This window comes from Pseudomonas sp. LBUM1672, from assembly GCF_059695655.1.
Window position 1 is genome coordinate 4,628,177 of the sequence record NZ_CP166781.1, and the last position, 18,855, is coordinate 4,647,031.

16 protein-coding genes, 4 tRNA genes and 1 pseudogene are annotated in these 18,855 nt (G+C 60.2%); 7 read left to right on the forward strand and 14 right to left on the reverse strand.

What is annotated here, in order from left to right; all coding sequences use genetic code 11:
- Window position 1: 1 nt before the first annotated feature.
- Entirely contained in the window at window positions 2-640 is a 639-nt protein-coding gene (locus ACA053_RS21075) for a LysE family translocator (RefSeq protein WP_109633890.1), read from the forward strand.
- Window positions 641-836: 196 nt separating this feature from the next.
- Window positions 837-2,576, forward strand: coding sequence for a dipeptidase (locus ACA053_RS21080; RefSeq protein WP_497312999.1), 1,740 nt, complete (start codon window positions 837-839; stop codon window positions 2,574-2,576).
- Window positions 2,577-2,714: 138 nt separating this feature from the next.
- Here the strand turns inward: ACA053_RS21080 and ACA053_RS21085 are convergent.
- From ACA053_RS21085 to ACA053_RS21100, 4 genes are all read right to left on the reverse strand, one after another.
- Window positions 2,715-2,790, reverse strand: a tRNA-Gly gene (locus ACA053_RS21085).
- A gap of 3 nt (window positions 2,791-2,793) precedes the next feature.
- A tRNA-Glu gene (locus ACA053_RS21090) sits at window positions 2,794-2,869 on the reverse strand.
- Window positions 2,870-2,974: 105 nt separating this feature from the next.
- Window positions 2,975-3,050: transfer RNA gene (locus ACA053_RS21095), tRNA-Gly, on the reverse strand.
- A 2-nt stretch (window positions 3,051-3,052) separates the two neighbouring features.
- Window positions 3,053-3,128 (reverse strand) — tRNA-Glu (locus tag ACA053_RS21100).
- Window positions 3,129-3,506: 378 nt separating this feature from the next.
- Here ACA053_RS21100 and ACA053_RS21105 point away from each other — a divergent pair.
- Window positions 3,507-4,277 carry a hypothetical protein gene (locus tag ACA053_RS21105; RefSeq protein WP_497393598.1) on the forward strand — a complete coding sequence of 257 codons (771 nt, stop codon included), beginning with the start codon at window positions 3,507-3,509 and terminating at the stop codon, window positions 4,275-4,277.
- 630 nt (window positions 4,278-4,907) lie between these two features.
- Here the strand turns inward: ACA053_RS21105 and ACA053_RS21110 are convergent.
- The 4 genes and pseudogenes from ACA053_RS21110 to ACA053_RS21125 all read right to left on the reverse strand — a co-directional run bounded on the left by ACA053_RS21110 (window position 4,908) and on the right by ACA053_RS21125 (window position 9,317).
- Window positions 4,908-5,789: a methyl-accepting chemotaxis protein gene (locus ACA053_RS21110; RefSeq protein WP_371922089.1), complete on the reverse strand. Its 882-nt coding sequence runs from the start codon at window positions 5,787-5,789 to the stop codon at window positions 4,908-4,910.
- Window positions 5,769-6,872: pseudogene (locus ACA053_RS21115) on the reverse strand (HAMP domain-containing protein); the annotation flags it as partial. The pseudogene ACA053_RS21115 and the gene ACA053_RS21110, both read right to left, overlap by 21 nt.
- 108 nt (window positions 6,873-6,980) lie before the next feature.
- Window positions 6,981-8,372 carry an aminotransferase-like domain-containing protein gene (locus ACA053_RS21120; protein ID WP_497393599.1) on the reverse strand — a complete coding sequence of 464 codons (1,392 nt, stop codon included), beginning with the start codon at window positions 8,370-8,372 and terminating at the stop codon, window positions 6,981-6,983.
- A gap of 183 nt (window positions 8,373-8,555) precedes the next feature.
- Complete coding sequence (locus ACA053_RS21125; protein WP_461991780.1) at window positions 8,556-9,317, reverse strand: SDR family oxidoreductase; 762 nt, start codon at window positions 9,315-9,317, stop codon at window positions 8,556-8,558.
- A 235-nt stretch (window positions 9,318-9,552) separates the two neighbouring features.
- Between ACA053_RS21125 and ACA053_RS21130 the strand changes: the two genes are divergently transcribed.
- Entirely contained in the window at window positions 9,553-10,557 is a 1,005-nt protein-coding gene (locus ACA053_RS21130) for an NADP-dependent oxidoreductase (RefSeq protein WP_109633901.1), read from the forward strand.
- A 124-nt stretch (window positions 10,558-10,681) separates the two neighbouring features.
- Here ACA053_RS21130 and pyrF read toward each other — a convergent pair whose 3' ends face one another.
- A complete protein-coding gene (pyrF, locus tag ACA053_RS21135; protein WP_191623683.1) occupies window positions 10,682-11,380 on the reverse strand; it encodes an orotidine-5'-phosphate decarboxylase in 699 nt (232 codons plus the stop codon).
- A gap of 293 nt (window positions 11,381-11,673) precedes the next feature.
- Between pyrF and ACA053_RS21140 the strand changes: the two genes are divergently transcribed.
- The 3 genes from ACA053_RS21140 (at window position 11,674) to xopAW (ending at window position 14,350) form a co-directional block, all read left to right on the forward strand.
- Window positions 11,674-12,432: a response regulator gene (locus ACA053_RS21140; protein ID WP_077749216.1), complete on the forward strand. Its 759-nt coding sequence runs from the start codon at window positions 11,674-11,676 to the stop codon at window positions 12,430-12,432.
- The gene (locus ACA053_RS21145; RefSeq protein WP_497393600.1) at window positions 12,432-13,481 is read left to right on the forward strand and encodes a sensor histidine kinase; all 1,050 of its coding nucleotides are present in this window, start codon (window positions 12,432-12,434) and stop codon (window positions 13,479-13,481) included. The genes ACA053_RS21140 and ACA053_RS21145 overlap by 1 nt, the downstream gene beginning before the upstream one ends.
- A 239-nt stretch (window positions 13,482-13,720) precedes the next feature.
- Window positions 13,721-14,350 (forward strand): XopAW family type III secretion system calcium-binding effector, encoded by a 630-nt coding sequence (xopAW, locus tag ACA053_RS21150; protein WP_497313008.1) that lies wholly within the window; start codon window positions 13,721-13,723, stop codon window positions 14,348-14,350.
- A 125-nt stretch (window positions 14,351-14,475) separates the two neighbouring features.
- On the opposite strand, the gene ACA053_RS21155 is transcribed toward xopAW, so the two are convergent.
- From ACA053_RS21155 to ACA053_RS21175, 5 genes are all read right to left on the reverse strand, one after another.
- Entirely contained in the window at window positions 14,476-15,531 is a 1,056-nt protein-coding gene (locus tag ACA053_RS21155; protein ID WP_497393601.1) for an AI-2E family transporter, read from the reverse strand.
- A 68-nt stretch (window positions 15,532-15,599) separates the two neighbouring features.
- Window positions 15,600-16,406, reverse strand: a complete 807-nt coding sequence (locus ACA053_RS21160; RefSeq protein WP_497393602.1) for a DUF4892 domain-containing protein — start codon at window positions 16,404-16,406, stop codon at window positions 15,600-15,602.
- An 8-nt stretch (window positions 16,407-16,414) separates the two neighbouring features.
- Window positions 16,415-17,074 (reverse strand): glutathione S-transferase family protein, encoded by a 660-nt coding sequence (locus ACA053_RS21165; RefSeq protein WP_403106033.1) that lies wholly within the window; start codon window positions 17,072-17,074, stop codon window positions 16,415-16,417.
- A 50-nt stretch (window positions 17,075-17,124) separates the two neighbouring features.
- A complete protein-coding gene (locus tag ACA053_RS21170; protein WP_010457064.1) occupies window positions 17,125-17,979 on the reverse strand; it encodes an alpha/beta hydrolase in 855 nt (284 codons plus the stop codon).
- Window positions 17,976-18,782, reverse strand: a complete 807-nt coding sequence (locus tag ACA053_RS21175) for an alpha/beta fold hydrolase (protein ID WP_497393604.1) — start codon at window positions 18,780-18,782, stop codon at window positions 17,976-17,978. Before ACA053_RS21175 ends, ACA053_RS21170 begins: the two co-directional genes overlap by 4 nt.
- Window positions 18,783-18,855 lie beyond the last annotated feature (73 nt).

Here is an 18,855-nt window from a genome sequence, read left to right on the forward strand (position 1 = left end):
AATGCTTTCGAATTACCTGGGCGAGTTCCTGGCGCTGGCGACCATTCACTTTCTGGCTGTGGTTGCACCGGGACCGGACTTCGCGGTCACCATCCGTCAGAGTGTACGTTTCGGCCGATTGGTCGGGATCTGCACGGCACTGGGCATTGGTGCGGGGATTTCCGTGCACGTGCTTTACACCCTGCTCGGGGTCGGCGCGTTGATGCACACGACGCCCTGGCTATTGACCGTGGCCAAGGTGGTGGGCGGTGCTTACATTTTGTACCTCGGTGTCAGCCTGCTGCGCAGTAAACCCAAGTCTGTGCTTGAGGGAGACAAAGTCAGCGATGAGCCGGTCGTCGAGCAAACGTTGCTCAAGGCATTCACCACCGGGTTTCTGACCAACGCGACCAACCCCAAGGCGACGCTGTTTTTCCTGGCGATTTTCACAACGATCATCAGCGCCACCACACCGCTGAAGGTCCAGGCGCTGTACGGGGTGTGGATGTGTTTTGTGAACGCGCTGTGGTTCGTGATCGTTGCGCTGTTCTTTTCCAGCGCCCGGGTGCGACTGCTGTTCATGCGCATGGGGCATTGGTTCGAACGCACCATGGGGGTGATTCTGATCCTGTTCGCCGGGCGCCTGATTCTGTCGATGTAAAACCGTCTGAAACGCAAAAGGCCCGTTCAGTTCGACTGACGGGCCTTTTTCGTTTCTGCGCCGCTTTTGCATTTCTGCGCGACAGATCCCACTTCAGGACTCCCGTAACACTCCGTTACAGTGTTAGGTTGGAAACGTTTCTGTCTCATCGATCAGAAACTTCTCACAAACTGCCTGCAAAGGAATGCCCCCAGCAATGAATTTCTCACTCAAGCACCTGGCCGCGTCAACCCTGATTCTGGCCAGCCTTTCGTCGTTCACTCTGACCGCACAGGCCAACATCACCCCGCAACAGAGCGCGGCGATCCTCAAGACCTTCAGCGATGCATCGGTCACAGATTTCCGGCAATTCCTGGGAGGCTTGGCCACGAGCGACCTCGGCAAAACCGACAATCTCGGCCCGGCCATCAGCGCCTTCCTCGGCAACAAGACCCTCACGCCAGAACAGCAGAACGAAATCCATCGCCTGCTTGGCCTCTACGCACGAGTCAAGTACGGCGCCGCAGCCACCGAGACCCTGCGCGAACTGGTGGCCATCCCGACTTTCCGCGTCGATGGCGTTGACCAGCATGACAATCCCGAATTCATCAAGATCGCCGAGAAGATCAAGGGCCTGGCCCAGGCGTTCAACCTGAACTTCCGCAACATCGACAACCGTGTCTATGAAATCTCCCTTGAAGGCAGCAGCGATGAGGTCGTGGGCATTCACGCGCATGCCGACGTCGTGCCCGTGACGCCGGAGAACTGGATCCTGAAAGACGGCACCAAACTCGATCCGTTCAAAGTCACCCTGATCGGTGACCGCATGTATGGCCGGGGCACCGAGGATGACAAGAACGGCATCGTGGTGGCGCTGTATGCGATGAAGATCATCAAGGAAGAGAAGCTGCCGCTGGCGCGCAATTTCAAGCTGCTGGTCGACACCACCGAAGAAACCACCGGCGACGCCATCCCTTACTACTTCGAACACAACCCGACACCCAACTACAACCTGGCGCTGGATGGCGGCTACCCGGTGGTGATCGCCGAGAAAGGCTACGGCACCGTGATGGCGAACTTTGCCAAGCGTAAGGCCGAGGGCACGGGCGCTGAAATCATCTCGATGACCGGCGGCATGGCCACCAACCAGATTCCGTCGACATCGGTCGTCACCCTTTTGACTGAGAAACCTGCTGAATTGGCCGCCAGCCTGCAGAAGTCCGGCGCCGATTACGCCAAACGCAATGGCGGCAACTTCGACGTCACCGCCAAGGTCGATGGCAAAGACGTCAAACTGACGGTCACCGGCGTTTCTGCACACTCCTCCGAGCCCGAGTCCGGCGTCAATCCGGTGGCCAGGATGCTGGAGTTCATCAACAGCCAGGACGGCAAGGTCGCGCTCAAGCATAACCACATCACCGACGCCGCCCGTTATGCCTCGGATAACTGGGGCCTGGATTACCAGGGTGGGAAATTGGGGGTTGGCTTTTCCGACGCCTTCATGGGACCGCTGACCGCTTCCCTGACCTATGTCGCCATGGATGACAAAACCTTCAAGCTCGCGGTCAACCTGCGGGTGCCAAAGGGCAAGTCCCCGGAAACCCTCAAGAGCGAAATCGCCGACAAGCTTGGCGCCTGGAGCAAGAAGACCGACGTAGCGGTGGCCTTCGACTACTCGATCGCCGAGCCGATGTACCGCAATCCTGAAGGTGAATGGGTCAAGGCCTTGCTCGCCGTAGCCAGCGAAAACCTGGGCATGGAACACAAGTACGGCACCTCCGCCGGCGCCACCTCGGTCCACGAACTGCCCAATGGGGTGCAATTCGGCCTGGCTCGACCTGAGGTCAAATACACCGGCCACACCGACAACGAGTTCAAGACGGTCGACCAGTTCCTGCTGGACCTGCAGATCGTGACGGAAATGATGGGGCGCATCGGGCAGCTACCGAAGCTCTGATCGCTTGTCGGACCCGCTGTTATGGCGGGTCCGACGTGTTGATTCCAGCATCCATAAAAAAGGACCTTGAGGTCCTTTTTTATGGATCACGCACAAACAAAAACGCCGCTCATTGCTGAGCGGCGTTTTCGTTAAATATGGAGCGGGAAACGAGACTCGAACTCGCGACCCCGACCTTGGCAAGGTCGTGCTCTACCAACTGAGCTATTCCCGCAAATGGCGTCCCCTAGGGGACTCGAACCCCTGTTACCGCCGTGAAAGGGCGGTGTCCTAGGCCACTAGACGAAGGGGACACGCTAACTGAAACACATGGTGTGTATTTCAGTGCCCAAATCCGCATCCGAAGATGTCGGCTCTGGCTTCACTCAGCCTTGCCCGAAAGCAACGCTGCTTAAAATTGGAGCGGGAAACGAGACTCGAACTCGCGACCCCGACCTTGGCAAGGTCGTGCTCTACCAACTGAGCTATTCCCGCATTGGCGTCCCCTAGGGGACTCGAACCCCTGTTACCGCCGTGAAAGGGCGGTGTCCTAGGCCACTAGACGAAGGGGACACACGTACAACATTCACTCCCTACCGCGTTTCGCTGTGTGCTTTACGCTGTAAGTGGCGCGCATTCTATGGATGGATTGAGGGGTCGTCAACCCCCAGATATAAATTTATTTAAATCAATGACTTCGCCCTGCTTTCAGCCGGGATTCCGGGTTTTCCTTCTCCTGACCTTGGGCGGCTATATTCTGGCAACCACCAAGACGTTATAGTCCGCCGCCGAAGATGATGGCAATGTGATCCACCTTTGCCAGCATTTATATAAGTAGAACCCCGGCCGATATAAAGACAGCCACAACCGATTCATCTCGTCGAGCGGCCCTATGCGCCCAAATGCCAAGCCACTACACTCGATCGCGAACCCTATAAAGAGGTCTTACCGGTGACACCACTCATGATCACCCTGCTAGTCGTAGCCGGGATTGCACTATTGATCGCCATTGGCTACATGAACCATGTGGTGGAAAACAACAAGCTGGAAAAGGCCCGTACCAAGGTTGAACTCAACGACCGCCTGCGTCGCTGCGGCGAAATCACCGAGACCTTCCCCGGTCAGCTGATGACACCGGCGCTCAAACTGCTGTTGACCCGTCTGGAGCTCAACGTCTGCCAGCGTTTGCTCAACCTGGAAAAAACCAGCTCCAACCTCAGGGCGCGGATTACCGAACTGGAAGCCCTGGCCGCGCAAGGCGAATCGATCCCGGTCAACAACCCGCCGGCACCGATCCAGACCGAAGCCAAGGCCAAGGACGTGCGTTTCCTGCTCGAAGCCCTGCACGGCCAAATCACCCGCGCGGCGCAGGACGGTTTTCTGCCGACCAACGAAGCCAAGCGCTGGATCCGCGAAGTGCGCCACATTCTGGTGCTGCTGCACATCGAGTTCTTCAACAACCTCGGCCAGCACTGCCTGCAACAAAACCAGCCAGGCCAGGCCCGCCTCGCCTTCGAGCGCGGCGTGCAATACTTGCGTAAACAGCAGGAACCCCAGATCTACGCCGAACAGCTCGAATACCTGGAAAAACTCCTGGCTCGCGCCAACGCCATGGTGATGGACAACATCGCCGCCGTTGAAAGCGAGACCAACCAGTTGAACGCCGGCCTCAAAGAAGTCGAGGCGGATGCGGACTGGAAGAAGAAAGTGATCTACGACTGATCAGACGAAGTAAAAAGAAGCCACCGCGAGGTGGTTTTTTTTGCGGTGGGTGTGGTGGGTGAGTAATGCCGGAAGATTGGTTGGCTGTCAGGTCGCGATCGCTGGCAGGCCAGCTCCCACAGGGATTTGGTGTGCATCGGCTAGAGATTGGTCGGCTGTCAGGCCGCCATCGCTGGCAAGCCAGCTCCCACAGGAATCGGCGTGTACCGCTCGCTTCTCACCACTCATTAGGCCGAGCGTTAGCTCGCCTGCTTTTGATCTTGATCTGCCCGCCCCTTTCGGGAGGCTGAGTGGAGGTGTTCATCCGGGGAGTGGCGCGCAGCGCCGTTCGACGCAGTCGAACACGCTGCATGTAGGTCGTCGCGAAGCAGACCGGAGGGCAGTGTCCCCGGATGGATACCGGAGCGAAGGTACGCCGAGCCCAGGCGAGGGGCCGGACGCTTGGGGCGAGCCTTTTTGGGTACTTTTTTGGCGTTTGAAAAAAGTGCCTCGCCGTAAGGGCGAAACCGCCAGCCGCCGTTACCGCAGGAATGGATATGTACACCAGCAAGAGACTGGTCGGCTATCAGGCCGCCATCGCGAGCAGGCTCACTCCCACATTAGATCTGTGCACATTCGCCGGGAGACAGATCAGAGCCGAAAGTGCCCAACCATCCCCTTCAACTCAACCCCCAACTGCGCCAGCTCAATACTCGACGCCGCATTCCCCTGCATCGCCAACGAAGACTGATCCGCACTCGCGCGGATACTCGTCACACTGCGATTAATCTCCTCGGCCACCGAACTCTGCTCCTCGGCAGCCGCCGCAATCTGCTGGTTCATCTGCTGAATCAACGACACCGCCGCCGCAATACTCCCCAACGCACTCTCGGTTTGCAACGCGTCACTCACCGCCAGCTTCACCAACTCACCACTGTTCTGAATCTGCTGCACCGATGACTGCGCCGCCGAACGCAAGGCGCTCACCAGACGCTCAATTTCCTCGGTCGATTGCTGAGTGCGCTTGGCCAACGCCCGAACCTCATCCGCCACGACCGCGAACCCCCTGCCCTGCTCGCCGGCCCGGGCCGCCTCGATCGCCGCATTGAGCGCCAACAGATTGGTTTGCTCGGCGACGCTCTTGATCACACTGAGCACCGTGCCGATGTTCTGGATTTCCGCACTCAAGCTTTCGATGCTCGAACTGGCCGACGTCGCCGAGTCCGCCAACTGCTCGATCCGAGCCATGCTCTGACGCACCACCTGCTGGCCACTTTCAACCTTACCGTCCGCGGTTTGCGCAGCCTGAGCGGCTTCCTCCGCGTTACGCGCCACGTCATGCACCGTCGCCGTCATCTGGTTCATCGCCGTGGCGACCTGCTCGGTTTCCTCCTTCTGGCTACTGACCTCCAGATTGGTCTGCTCGGTCACCGCCGACAGCGATTGCGCCGAACTCGCCAACTGCTCGATACCGGCCTGCAAACCGCTGACGATGGTGCTCAGCCCCGCCCCCATCTGTTGCATGGCCTGCATCAACTGGCCGATTTCGTCTCGGCGCGTCACTTCGACCGTCGCACTCAAATCACCCGCGGCAATCTGCTGCGCAACACGAATCACACTGCGCAGCGGCGCCACGATCAACCGGGTAATCACCCATGCCGCAATCAACCCGACCAGCAACGCCAGGGCCGAGGAGCCGATGATCAGCAGCGAGTTCTTTTTCAGTTCGGCCTGCATCGACTGGTCTTCGGCGACATACGCCTGATCGACCCGCTCCATCACCTGTGCAGCTCGCTGGTGCAGTTGCTCGTAGACGGTTTTTTCCTCGGCCAACAGGCCGGTGTACTCAGTCAGTTTCTCGCTGAAACTGTTGATGTGGCCCGCCACTTCATTGAGGACGGTCTGATAGCCCTCATCTTTGACCGTGGTTTTCAACTGCTCGGCCTGAACCTGCGCCTGATCGGCCTGCTCGATCTTGCCCTGGCCGACGCTGTCGTCGCCCTTGCGGCTCTGGTCCAGACGCACACGCGCTTCGTTCATGGCCTGCAGCATCAACCGCGACACCTGGCTGACCTGATTGGCCTGTTCAATGAACTGCCCACCGTCCTTGCCTTCGGACTCCTTCAAGGTATAGGCGCCGTCATCGGCAAGCCCGGCTTGCAGGACATCCAGGTTATTGGCCACGCTGGACACCGACCAACTGGCCATTTCCAGGGCCAGGTCCTTGGCCTGACTCAGCGAGACGAATTCGTCGAAGGCCTTGCGATAGGCCATCAGGGACTGCTCGACGTCATTCATCACCGGTACATTGGCCGCTGACGCAGCCTTGAGCTGCGTCGCCAAAGCGATCAGGCCATCAACGCCCTGGCGCAGGGCATCGGCGGTTTTCGGATTGCCGTGCAAGGCGTAATCCTGCTCAAGCAGTCGCACCTTGAGCAAACCGCTGTTGAGCGACGACATCTGCTTGAGCCCGTCGAAGCGATGACTGATGGTTTGCAGGGACCAAACGCCAATGGCTGCCACCAGGGCCGTCAGCAGCAGCACCAATACAAACCCGACACCCATTTTTTTTGCCATACCGAGGTTGGCAAAACGTCCTTGCACGGCCGAAATCATTGCACTTAGTCCCCTGACATAGTCTGTTGACGCAGATTCGCAATGGGCATACGCCAGCACAAGTCTCTGGCGTCGGAATAATGGCAAAAAGCTACGCCCACGTCGTTTTCAGAACGTTTTAGGTCGATTCGCAGCGGTTGCCTGAAAAAATGCCCGGGCTCGGGGATCGCAGGCATAAGCCACGTTGATGCGCTGCCAGTCATTGGCCTGGCCGTCAGGACTGAAGGCCGTGGCAGAAGACAGCAGCACACCGAAGCGCCTGGCCTGTTTGCGCACCTGAGCGTAGTCGGACATGCGCGATCGCGCCCAGATGAACAGTCCACCGGCTGGCTTGCCGAAAACCTCCCAATCGGCGTCTTCGAGCACTTGCAAGGCCGCCTCTCGGTCCGTATTCAAACGCTGGCGCTGACGCTGGACCAGTTTGCGATAAGCACCGCTGGCCAACAGACAAGCCAGCACCGACTCGCAGAACCTTGAGGCGCCCATGCTGCTGATCATCTTGACCTCGGCCAATCGCGAAACAATCTCCTCACTGGCCACGACAAAGCCGATTCGCAATGAACTGCTGAGGGTTTTCGAGTAGCTGCCGACGTAGATCACGTTGTCATCGATACCCAGCGCAGCGAGGCGAGTACCGGGACCGCCGTGCAAATCCGCATAGACGTCATCCTCAATCACCAGCACGCCATGGGTTTTGGTCAGATGCAAAACCTGCTGCGCCACCGCGGGCGTCAGGCAGCTGCCCGTCGGGTTGTGGTAGAGGCTGTTGATGAATAGCGCGCGGGGCCTGTGCTTCACCAGCAACGCTTCAAGCCGTGCCGTGTCAGGCCCGCGCGGGGTGCGCGGCACCTCGATCATGGTCACGCCGTGCAGCCTGAGCAGGTCGAACAGCAACGGATACCCCGGACTTTCCACCACCGCGCAATCACCCGGCTTGAGCAAGGTGCGCACGATCAGGTCGAGCCCCTGACTGGCACCTGCTGTGGTCAGAATACGGTTTTCGTCCACGTCGACACTGAGCTGTCCAAGGCGTTTGAGGATTTGCAGACGCAAGGCAGGCAGGCCCCGTGATGGGCTGTAGTTGAACAACCCGGCCATGTCGGTACGGCTGACCTGACGAATCGCGTAGCTCAGGTCGTCCGTTTCGCGCCAGCTTTCGGGCAACCCGCCACAACCCAGTCTGAGTTCTCTCGAGAGACCGCCCTGTTTCACGTCCGCCCCTTCGAACCAGAAACAATCCTGGTGCCCCTGAACGGCCAGCGCCGGCGTGGCGACGATGAATCCGGCGCCATGACGCGAGGCCAGTACACCTTGAGTCACCAGCCGCTCACAGGCTTCGACGACGCAGGACTGACTAAGCAGATTGACCCGCGCGATGTGCCGCGAAGAAGGTAAACGCGTCCCTGGCAGCACCTCGCTCTGACGGAGCCAGACGGCCAACGCGTCGACGATTTGCTGTACGACCGGCACCAATGCCTGTCGATCGATTCTCAATTCCATGAGCAAGCAAACTCCTGTCCATTTGCGGGAAACAGTTAATCACAGGTCTGCTTGATCGGATGTGCGACAACGCCGCCAAAACCCTCGGTTCTAACCATTTGAAACACAATGTTCATCCCTTTCTCGGAACCATGAAAAAGCCCGCACGAATGCGGGCTTTTTCCTACGCTACAACCTTGTTTGTCAGAACGCCGTAACACCACCGTCCACGGCCAGGGAGTGACCTGTGGTAAACGCCGCGCCATCGCTGCACAGATACAGCACCGCGCTGGCGATTTCCTCGACCTTGCCGATGCGGCCGACCGGGTGCATGGCGTTGGCGAACTCGCCCTTCTTCGGGTCCGCTTCATAGGCACGACGGAACATGTCGGTGTCGATCACCGCCGGGCAGACCGCGTTCACACGAATCTTCTTCTTGGCGTATTCGATGGCCGCCGACTTGGTCAGGCCGATCACCGCATGTTTCGACGCCGCGTATATGCTCATCTTCGGCGCCGCACCGAGGCCCGCCACCGACGCGGTGTTGACGATCGCACCGCCGCCCTGGGCCAGCAGCAACGGCAACTGGTACTTCATGCACAACCAGACGCCTTTGACGTTGACGCCCATGATCGCGTCGAACTCATCGATCGTGCCTTCTGCCAGTTTGCCTTTTTCGATCTCGATGCCGGCGTTGTTGAAGGCGTAGTCCAGACGACCGTAGGTATTCACCACTTCGTCCATCAGATTTTTTACATCGCTTTCCAGCGTGACGTTGCAGCGCACGAAGGTCGCTTCGCCACCCGCTGTACGAATCAGCGCCACGGTGCCTTCGCCCCCGGCCGTGTCCATGTCGGCCACCACCACTTTCAACCCTTCAGCGGCGAATGCCTGGGCGGTCGCGCGGCCAATACCGTTGGCAGCGCCAGTCACCACAGCGACCTGGCCGGAAAACGTCATGCTCATTGTTATGCCCTCAAAGAGAAGAATGCGGGGGATCGCGTGTTTCCAGTCTAGCCACGGGGTGTATGACACGGCAGCACTATCAGAAGCCCGGTTGTTTGCCCATGAGTTGCAGTGATAGAACGGCGGCACCGACTATCACTGCACTGGATCGATGTGCATTCGCCGCATCAGCCAAACTTGCGGCATCGATCATGAAGGGCTATCAACAAAGCTTCATTCATCTTGAGTGCCTGTCATGACTTCCCAGACCAATCGCCAGTTCCTGCTTGCCAAACGTCCGGTGGGCGCGGCTACCCGCGAGACCTTTACCTATCAAGAAGTGCCAGTCGGCGAACCGGCTGCGGGTCAGATCCTGGTCAAAAACGAATACCTGTCCCTGGACCCGGCCATGCGTGGCTGGATGAACGAGGGCAAGTCCTACATTCCTCCGGTCGGTATCGGCGAAGTCATGCGCGCATTGGGTGTAGGCAAAGTCGTTGCCTCGAACAATCCCGGCTTCGCGGTCGGGGACTACGTCAACGGTGCACTGGGCGTGCAGGATTATTTCCTCGGCGAGCCACGAGGTTTCTACAAGGTCGATCCGACACTGGCACCGCTGCCGCGTTACCTGTCCGCACTGGGCATGACCGGGATGACCGCCTACTTCGCGCTGCTCGATGTCGGCGCACCGAAAGAAGGTGACACTGTGGTGCTGTCCGGCGCCGCCGGTGCAGTGGGAAGCATTGCCGGGCAGATCGCCAAGATAAAAGGCTGCCGTGTGATCGGCATCGCGGGCGGCGCGGACAAGTGCAAGTTCCTGATCGATGAACTGGGGTTTGACGGCGTCATCGACTACAAGAACGAAGACGTGCATGCGGGCCTGAAGCGTGAATGCCCGAAAGGCGTCGACGTGTATTTCGATAACGTCGGCGGCGATATTCTCGACGCGGTGCTGGGTCGCCTGGCCATGAAAGCGCGCGTGGTGATTTGTGGCGCGATCAGCCAGTACAACAACAAGGAAGCGGTCAAGGGCCCGGCCAACTACCTGTCGTTGCTGGTCAACCGCGCGCGGATGGAAGGTTTCGTGGTGATGGACTACGCCGCGCAGTTCGCCGCCGCCGGACAGGAAATGGCCGGCTGGATGGCCAAGGGGCAGCTCAAGAGCAAGGAAGATATTGTTGAAGGGCTGGAGACGTTCCCGGAGACGCTGATGAAGTTGTTCAGCGGCGAGAATTTCGGGAAGTTGGTTCTGAAGGTTTAACGACCTGACAACAAAAAAAACCTGTGGGAGCGGGCTTGCCCGCGATGGGGGCGTGTCAGCCACCATCAATGTGTCTGATACACCGCCATCGCGGGCAAGCCCGCTCCCACAGGTTCCGCAGCGTTTAGGCGATTTCGGCCACGACGGCAGCCAACGCCTTGGCCGGATCCGCCGCCTGGCTGATCGGACGACCAATCACCAGGTAATCGGAACCGGCATCCAGCGCCTGACGCGGCGTCAGGATACGGCGCTGATCGTCCTGGGCGCTGCCCGCCGGGCGAATCCCCGGGGTCACCAGTTGCAGCGACGGGTGCGCCGATTTCAGCGCCTGGGCTTCCAGGGCCGAGCACACCAGACCGTCCATCCCGGCTTTTTCTGCCAACGCGGCCAGACGCAGCACCTGCTCTTGTGGCTCGATGTCCAGGCCGATACCCGCCAGATCTTCACGCTCCATGCTGGTCAGCACGGTCACGCCGATCAACAGCGGTTTGGGTCCGGTACGCTGATCGAGCACTTCACGGCAGGCGGCCATCATGCGCAGACCGCCGGAGCAGTGCACATTGACCATCCACACACCCATCTCCGCCGCCGCTTTAACCGCCATGGCGGTGGTGTTCGGGATGTCGTGGAACTTGAGGTCCAGGAACACTTCGAAACCCTTGTCACGCAGGGTGCCGACGATTTCCGAGGCGCAGCTGGTGAACAGTTCCTTGCCTACTTTGACCCGGCACAGCTTCGGGTCCAACTGGTCGGCCAGCTTCAGTGCGGCGTCACGGGTAGGGAAATCCAGGGCGACGATGATAGGAGTCTGGCAGACGGACATGTGCGGGCTCTCAGGCAGGACGAAATCGGCGCGCATTGTAGCGGAACCAGCGCCACTGCGGGACCCGATGATCGGTAAATCGTCCCGAAGACTCAAGCAAGCCTAGCCCCTGCAGCGATTGTGTCGAGTTCGATACACACACGACACGCCCACAACATCCTTGCTCGCTACCCTCGGCAGCCGCAACACGTCCTTACAGCACTTCCCGCCTCCGGGCCGGACGCCTATGCTGGAACCACAACCTCGCAGCCCATCTTTGTGGTTGGCAGCCTACCTGGCAGATGAACACACGCATGCACAGCACTCCAGCACCTCTGAATGACGATCAAAAAGCGCCCGCTGACGACAAACGCTGGAGCATTCGCGCCCTGATCGTTGACGATGACGTCCCGATCCGCGAACTGATGATCGACTACCTGGCCCGGTTCAATATTCACGCCAGCGGCGTCACCGACGGCGCCGCCATGCGCCTGGCACTGCAAGCGGAGCATTTCGACGTGGTGGTGCTCGACCTGATGCTGCCCGGTGAAGACGGGTTGTCGCTGTGCCGCTGGCTGCGCGCCGAGTCTGACATTCCGATCCTGATGCTCACCGCGCGCTGCGAACCCACTGACCGCATTATCGGCCTGGAACTGGGCGCCGATGACTACATGGCCAAGCCCTTCGAACCGCGAGAACTGGTCGCGCGGATTCAGACCATTCTGCGCAGAGTGCGCGACGACCGTACTGAACAGCGTGCGAATATTCGCTTCGACAACTGGCGCCTGAACAGCGTGCTGCGTCAGCTGATTGCCGCTGATGGCCTGGTGGTGCCGTTGTCGAACGCTGAATTCCGCCTGCTCTGGGTGTTCATCGAACGTCCGCGTCGGGTGCTCAGCCGCGAACAACTGCTGGATGCCGCCCGTGGTCGTTCGATTGAAGCGTTTGATCGCAGCATCGACTTGCTGGTCTCGCGCCTGCGCCAGAAGCTCGGCGATGACCCAAAAGCCCCGCAGCTGATCAAGACCGTTCGCGGTGAGGGTTATCTGTTCGACGCGAGGGACATCGGCTGATGCGGGCGCGCTTCGATACGCTGTTCGGCCGCCTGTTTGGCGTGCTGTTGCTGGCGATCATCCTGGCGCACCTGTTGGCGTTTGCCTGGTTTCACCATTACGGCCCTCCGCCGCCTCCGCCGCCACCGGCGTTTTCCCAAGGCATCGACGGTCAGCGTCCGCCGATGGACTCGCGCTTCGAAAACCGACCGCCGCGGCCGTGGTTCGGCGGACCGTTGGTGCCGCTGACGTTCCAGCTTGTCTCGCTGATCATTGCCGCCTGGTACGGTGCCAAACTGCTGAGTCGACCGATCCAGCGCTTGAGCGACGCCGCTGAGCGCTTGAGCGAAAACCTCGACAGCCCGCCGCTGGATGAATCCGGCCCACGGGAAGCTCGGCAAGCGGCCTACACCTTCAATCTGATGCAGAAACGCATTATCGAGCAGGTGCAGCAGCGCTCGCGGATGCTCGGCGCAGTGTCCCACGACCTGCGCACGCCGCTCTCACGTCTCAAGTTGCGTCTGGAACAGATCGACGACGACAAGCTGCAGGGCCAGATGCGCCAGGATCTGGACGACATGATCAGCATGCTCGACGCCACCCTCACCTATTTGCACGAACAGCGCACCAGCGAAGCCGAACAATGGATGGACGTGCAGGCGCTGGTGGAATCGTTGAGCGAAAACGCCCAGGATCAGGGTGCCGATGTCCAGACCAGCGGCCACTGCGCACCGTTGCAAGTGCAGCCGATGGCCTTGCGCTCATGCATCAACAATCTGCTGGACAACGCCCTGCGCTATGCCGGGCATGCGCGGATCACTCTGGAAGATAACCGCGAGCAACTGGTGATCCGCGTCATCGACCACGGCCCGGGAATTGCGGCGGACAAACGTGAAGCGGTGTTCGAGCCGTTCTTTCGTCTGGAAGGTTCGCGCAATCGCAATTCGGGCGGCGTCGGCCTGGGCATGACCATTGCCCGCGAAGCGGCGGACCGGCTGGGCGGGCAGTTGAGCCTTGAAGAAACACCCGGCGGCGGCCTCACTGCAGTGATCCACCTGCCCCGCACCTGAGCCACCCCCAAATCCCTTGTGGGAGCGAGCCTGCTCGCGATAGCGGTGTATCAGTCGCCATTGATGTTGACTGACACACCGCTATCGCGAGCAGGCTCGCTCCCACAGGGTTTGCGGCGCTTTTGATTCCTGCGCATGTGTACCACTCGGTACAAACCCCACACACCCACGACACCTTGCCCCTTGACGCTGCATAAGCCGGTGCACCCGCCGGTTTTCCATTCCAGGGAGTGAGCCCAATGATTGGTAGCGTCAGCAATTACACGAGCTATACCAGCACCAGCAGCACCTCGACCAACAGCGCCCGCAGCCAGCAATTCCAGAAAGAACTGTTCGCCAAGCTCGACAGCAACAGCGACGGCGCGGTGGATCAGGACGAGCTCAAAAGCGCTCTGTCGCAGAAAACCGATGAGGGTCTTCTGGTCAGCCTGAGCAAAAACTTTGGCGACCTGGACAGCGACGACAGCGGCAGCCTGAGCAGCGAGGAAATGGCGGCAATGGCACCACCGCCACCGCCGCCACAGCAGGTGTCCAGCGAAGAACTGTTCAGCCAGTTGGATGCGGACAGCGACGGCAGCGTGACCGCCACCGAATTGAGCAGCGCGTTGCAGGCCAGCAACAACACCTCATCAACCAGCACCGACACCAGCGCCGCATTGCTCAAGGTGCTGGACAGTGACAGCAGTGGCGCGGTCAGCAGCGATGAACTGCAAGCGGCGTTGCAAGCGGGTCGCGAGAAAACCAGCGACAGCTCCACCACGCAGTTCAACGTCAATGAAGCGCTGAACAAAATGATCGCCAACCTGAGCAAGCAGTATTCGCTTGATAACGTGGCGAGCGTGGGCAAGTACCTGAACGTATCGACCTGAGTCAAAAGCTTCGCGGGCAAGCCCGCTCCCACAGGATTCAGTGGTGTTCACGCTTTCGTGTGTTACATCCAGATCCCTGTGGGAGCGAGCTTGCTCGCGAAGAGGCCATCAGCCACGACATACGATTAAGGCTGGCGATCCTCTACCCGCGCATGACTCTTGCTCCAGTCCGTCAACAGACTGTACGCAACCGCCAGCAACGTCGGCCCGATAAACAAGCCGATAAACCCAAACGCAATCAAACCGCCAAACACGCCCAGCAACACGATCACCAACGGCAAATTCCCGCCCCGGCTGATCAGATATGGCTTCAGCACGTTGTCGACGCCGCTGATGATAAACGTGCCCCAGCACCCGAGGAACACCGCCATCCCGTACTCGCCGTTCCAGGCCAGCCACGCCGTGGCCGGAATCCACACTAACGGTGGCCCCATCGGAATCAGGCTGAGCATGAAAGTCACGATGCCTAACACCAGCGCTCCGGGCACCCCGGCAATCAGGAATCCGACCAACGCCAGAACCGCCTGCGCCGCCGCCGTGCCGATCACCCCGTTCACCACCCGCTGCACGGTGCCCGCCACCAGATCAATGTAATAGCCGGCGCGATCACCAATCAGCCGCTGCAGCAAGCCATGGACAAACGCTGCCAACCGCGGCCCGTCACGGTAGAAAAAGAACACGAACACAATGCTCAACGTCAGCTCGAGAATCCCGCCGCCAATCTGTGCACTGCGCGCCAGCAGCCAGTTGCCGACCTGGCCCAGATAAGGTTTGACCGCGACCATCATCGCCGCGCCTTGCTGATCGATGCTGTTCCAGATCACCACCAACCGCTCGCCCACCAAAGGCACACCCCCCAGCCAGGTCGGTGCCTCCGGCAAACCGTCCATCTGTACATCCTTGATGAGCGCCGTGGCGTCACGCACGTGGTCCGCCAGGTTGAAACCGAGCCAGACCAGCGGCACCGCCACCAGCAACATCCAGCCCAGTGTCAGCACCAGCGCGGCCAGGGATTCGCGGCCATTGAGCCAACGGGTCAGCAATCGCATCAGCGGCCAACTGGCGAACGCCAGCACCGCGCCCCAGAACAAGGCCGACCAGAACGGCGCCATCACCCAGAGGCTCGCGCCAAACAGCACCAGGAGCAGAATCTGCACCAACAGCCGATCGTTATTGAGCATGTAGGTTCTCGAAAAAATCAGTCAACAAAGAACAGGCGAACGCGCCAACCGCGTTCGCCTGATGAAGCTTATCGCAACAGTTCGATGTGCAGGCCAGGGCTTTCGACGCTGCCGGCTTCCATTCGCGCAGCGCGCACGCCCTGCCCGATCAGCGCCTGGCGCCAGGCTTCGGCATTCGGCCCGGAAACACTGACCCGCAACGTGGTATCCAGGTTCAACCCGCGGGAAAGCAACCGCAGCCAGGTGGCATCAGGATCGGCGCTCAATGTGGGGAAATCGAGTACACCGGTACTTTTCAGCTCTCGCAGCAAGGTCGCCGACGTCGGCAGCAAATCGCCCAGCGGCGCCGCAGCGTCGAATTGTTCGACGTGCAGATAGGCTTTGCGATTGCCGCGAGTGATGCTGTAAAGCGCGACGAGCGTGTTGTCCTGTGGCGCCGCCAGTCGCAGCAGCAAATACGCCTGCTGATCATCGGCGCCATAGAGCTTGGCGTTGGTGAACACTTCGTTGGCCCACAGGCTGCTTTCGCCGCAATCGCGCGCCTGGCACCAGAACAGCAACTCGGCGCCCTGCTTCTGCAAGGCTTCACGCGCCGCAGTGAAGGCATCGTTGGAGGAGTGTTCCGGCTGCAACTCGTAGGTTACCGAGGTGGTTTGCCCGCGCGCGCTGACCTGCCCATCGAAGCGCAACTGGCCACTGATTTTACGGATCGAACCCAGCGGATAAATCCGCTCGAGTTCCACCGCCGGGCGATAGTCGACGATCTGCGCATCGGCCATGCGCGGCACGATCGGCAAGTCCTGACTGCCCGGGACATCGGCGGCAAATAACATGGGACTGAAACAACACAGCGCCAGCACACTGAATGAACGCATGGATAGACTCATCGGATCAGCATGGCCTGGGCACCTTTGACGACACTGGCATCATCGATGCGCTCGGGCACCAGCAAACCGCGCTGGACCGCCGGACGCGCTTCCATGGTCGCCATCCAGCGCTGCAAGGCCGGCAAACCGTCCACCTCGACACCGGACCACTCATGGCCCCGCACCCAAGGATAGGTGGCGATGTCGGCAATGCTGTACTCGTCCGCCAGAAACTCCACGGCTTGCAGGCGCGTGTCGAGCACCTCATAGAGGCGGCGGGTTTCATGTTGATAGCGGTCGATGGCGCCCTGGAGCTTTTCCGGAAAGTAGCGGAAAAACACGTTGGCCTGGCCCTGCATCGGGCCGATCCCACCCATCTGGAACATGAGCCATTGCAGGACGACCGAGCGCCCCTTCGGGTCCTTGGGCAGCAGTTTGCCGCTCAGCTCAGCGAGGTAAATCAGGATAGCGCCGGATTCGAACACGGCAAAATCGCCGTTGGCGCGGTCGACAATCGCCGGAATCCGGCCATTGGGATTGATCTTGAGGAAGTCCGGTGACTTCTGTTCCTTTTTGTCGAAACTCAAGGCGTGCACCGTGTAGGGCAGGCCGAGTTCCTCGAGCACGATAGAGACCTTGTGGCCATTCGGGGTCGCAGCGGTGTAGAGATCTATCATGGTTGTCTCCCATTTCAACCCGCCCAGCCTCGACAGTTGCCCGGCGCAAGTCAAGGAACGGCGAAGAACCTATTGAAACAGTCTGCGACAAGGTCGGCGCCGGGTTCGTCATTCAGGTGCAAATGATGACCGCCAGGCAGCTGTTCACGGCTAAAGGGTAGACGCTCCAGTAATTCAGGATGTTTGGCGAGCATGCCGTCCGCTGCAACCACCAACAACGCAGGACAACTGACCCGCTGGACGAAAGCCATCGCCTGTTCGGTGGTAAGACGCAACGGCGACGGTAGCGTGAGACGGTTGTCGGTGCGCCAGGTGTAACCGCCGGGCACCGGCATCAAACCCCGTTGAGCCAACAGCTCGGCCGCTTCGCGACTGACCGCCACCAAACCTTTCATGCGAGCCTCGATGGCACGGTCCAGGGTGTTGTAGACCGGTTTGCGTTTTTCCCGCAAATCCAACTGCGCTTGCAGGGCCATGCCCATGCGTTCGGCGGCATTTTCGCCTTTGTCCGTAGGAGGAATGATGCCGTCGATCAACGCCAGGTGCGTGACGCGTTCCGGCATCGACCCGGCGATGATCAACGAAGCGATCGCGCCCATGGAGTGCCCCATCAGTGCAAAACGCTTCAGGCCCAACTGTTCGGCAACTTGCAGCACGTCGTGGGCGTAATCCCACATCGCGTAACCGGCACCGGTCGGGCGATGCCCGGAGTGACCGTGACCGGCCATGTCCAGCGCGATGATGCGCAGGCCTTTGAGCTTCGGTGCCAGCCGGGCAAAGCTGTTGGCGTTGTCCAGCCAGCCGTGCAAGGCAATCACCGGCAGGCCGTCTTCGGGGCCGAACAAATGCGCGGCCAGTTCGATGTGCGGCAGGCTCAGGCGAACTTCTTCGACGACATGGCTCATGCGCAATCCTGCTGGCGACGACCTTCCCAGCGGCTGAACAGGTTTTTCAGCAGCGCGGCAGTGTCTTGCGGACGTTCGAGGGGAAACATGTGGCCGCCGGGCATGGTCAGGGACTCACCCAACGGCATGCGCCCGACGGAGCTTGCGTGATGACGCATCACCACCCGGCTCTTGTGCCCACGCACCACCGCCAACGGCACTTTCAACTGCCGTGCCTGGCCTGGACTGGTGTGCGGGACGCCGCGGTAGATGCTGATTTCCGTGGCCGGGTCGAAACGCAGGCGCAGCTTGTCGCCGACTTTTTGCAAACCGTGTTGCAGGTACGCGTCGAAGCATTCCGGATCGAAGCTGCGGAACAGGGTTTTACCCGCGAAATACAGTCGCGCCGCTTCCAGATCGGCGAACTCTTCCCGGCGCCCCAGCGTGCGGCCGGCCGGGGTCAGACGGTCGATGAAACCGAAGCGCTTGGCGGCACGGATGACCCATTGATCGGCACGGGTCAGCACCGGTGAATCGAGCATCACCACGCCGCGATACAGTTCAGGGCAACGCAGCGCCGCGTGCAGGTGCAGCACGCCGCCGAAGGAGTGACCGACGCCCCAGACCGGCTCCGGTTGCTGTTCGAGGTGATGGATCAGCTCATCCACCAGGTTGCGCCAATTGTCGTCCGCCGGGAAACGCGGATCGTGGGCGTGCTGTTCCAGATGCGTCACCTGATACTCGGGCGCCAGCGCCGCGAACAACTTGCCGTAGGTGCCCGACGGAAATCCATTGGCGTGGGCGAAAAATATCTGTTGCGACATACCGGCAAATCCATGAGCGAGAAACAGGGGTTGATTGTCCGTAAGACGCGAGCCTGCGGCAATGACTGTAAGT

Coding starts and splice junctions, on each gene's coding strand:
- ACA053_RS21075 (WP_109633890.1), top strand. CDS start 2: ATGCTTTCGAATTACCTGGGCGAGTTCCTGGCGCTGGCGACCATTCAC.
- ACA053_RS21080 (WP_497312999.1), top strand. CDS start 837: ATGAATTTCTCACTCAAGCACCTGGCCGCGTCAACCCTGATTCTGGCC.
- ACA053_RS21110 (WP_371922089.1), bottom strand. CDS start 5,789: ATGCAGGCCATGCAACAGATGGGGGCGGGGCTGAGCACCATCGTCAGC.
- ACA053_RS21120 (WP_497393599.1), bottom strand. CDS start 8,372: ATGGAATTGAGAATCGATCGACAGGCATTGGTGCCGGTCGTACAGCAA.
- ACA053_RS21125 (WP_461991780.1), bottom strand. CDS start 9,317: ATGAGCATGACGTTTTCCGGCCAGGTCGCTGTGGTGACTGGCGCTGCC.
- ACA053_RS21130 (WP_109633901.1), top strand. CDS start 9,553: ATGACTTCCCAGACCAATCGCCAGTTCCTGCTTGCCAAACGTCCGGTG.
- pyrF (WP_191623683.1), bottom strand. CDS start 11,380: ATGTCCGTCTGCCAGACTCCTATCATCGTCGCCCTGGATTTCCCTACC.
- ACA053_RS21140 (WP_077749216.1), top strand. CDS start 11,674: ATGCACAGCACTCCAGCACCTCTGAATGACGATCAAAAAGCGCCCGCT.
- ACA053_RS21145 (WP_497393600.1), top strand. CDS start 12,432: ATGCGGGCGCGCTTCGATACGCTGTTCGGCCGCCTGTTTGGCGTGCTG.
- xopAW (WP_497313008.1), top strand. CDS start 13,721: ATGATTGGTAGCGTCAGCAATTACACGAGCTATACCAGCACCAGCAGC.
- ACA053_RS21155 (WP_497393601.1), bottom strand. CDS start 15,531: ATGCTCAATAACGATCGGCTGTTGGTGCAGATTCTGCTCCTGGTGCTG.
- ACA053_RS21160 (WP_497393602.1), bottom strand. CDS start 16,406: ATGCGTTCATTCAGTGTGCTGGCGCTGTGTTGTTTCAGTCCCATGTTA.
- ACA053_RS21165 (WP_403106033.1), bottom strand. CDS start 17,074: ATGATAGATCTCTACACCGCTGCGACCCCGAATGGCCACAAGGTCTCT.
- ACA053_RS21170 (WP_010457064.1), bottom strand. CDS start 17,979: ATGAGCCATGTCGTCGAAGAAGTTCGCCTGAGCCTGCCGCACATCGAA.
- ACA053_RS21175 (WP_497393604.1), bottom strand. CDS start 18,782: ATGTCGCAACAGATATTTTTCGCCCACGCCAATGGATTTCCGTCGGGC.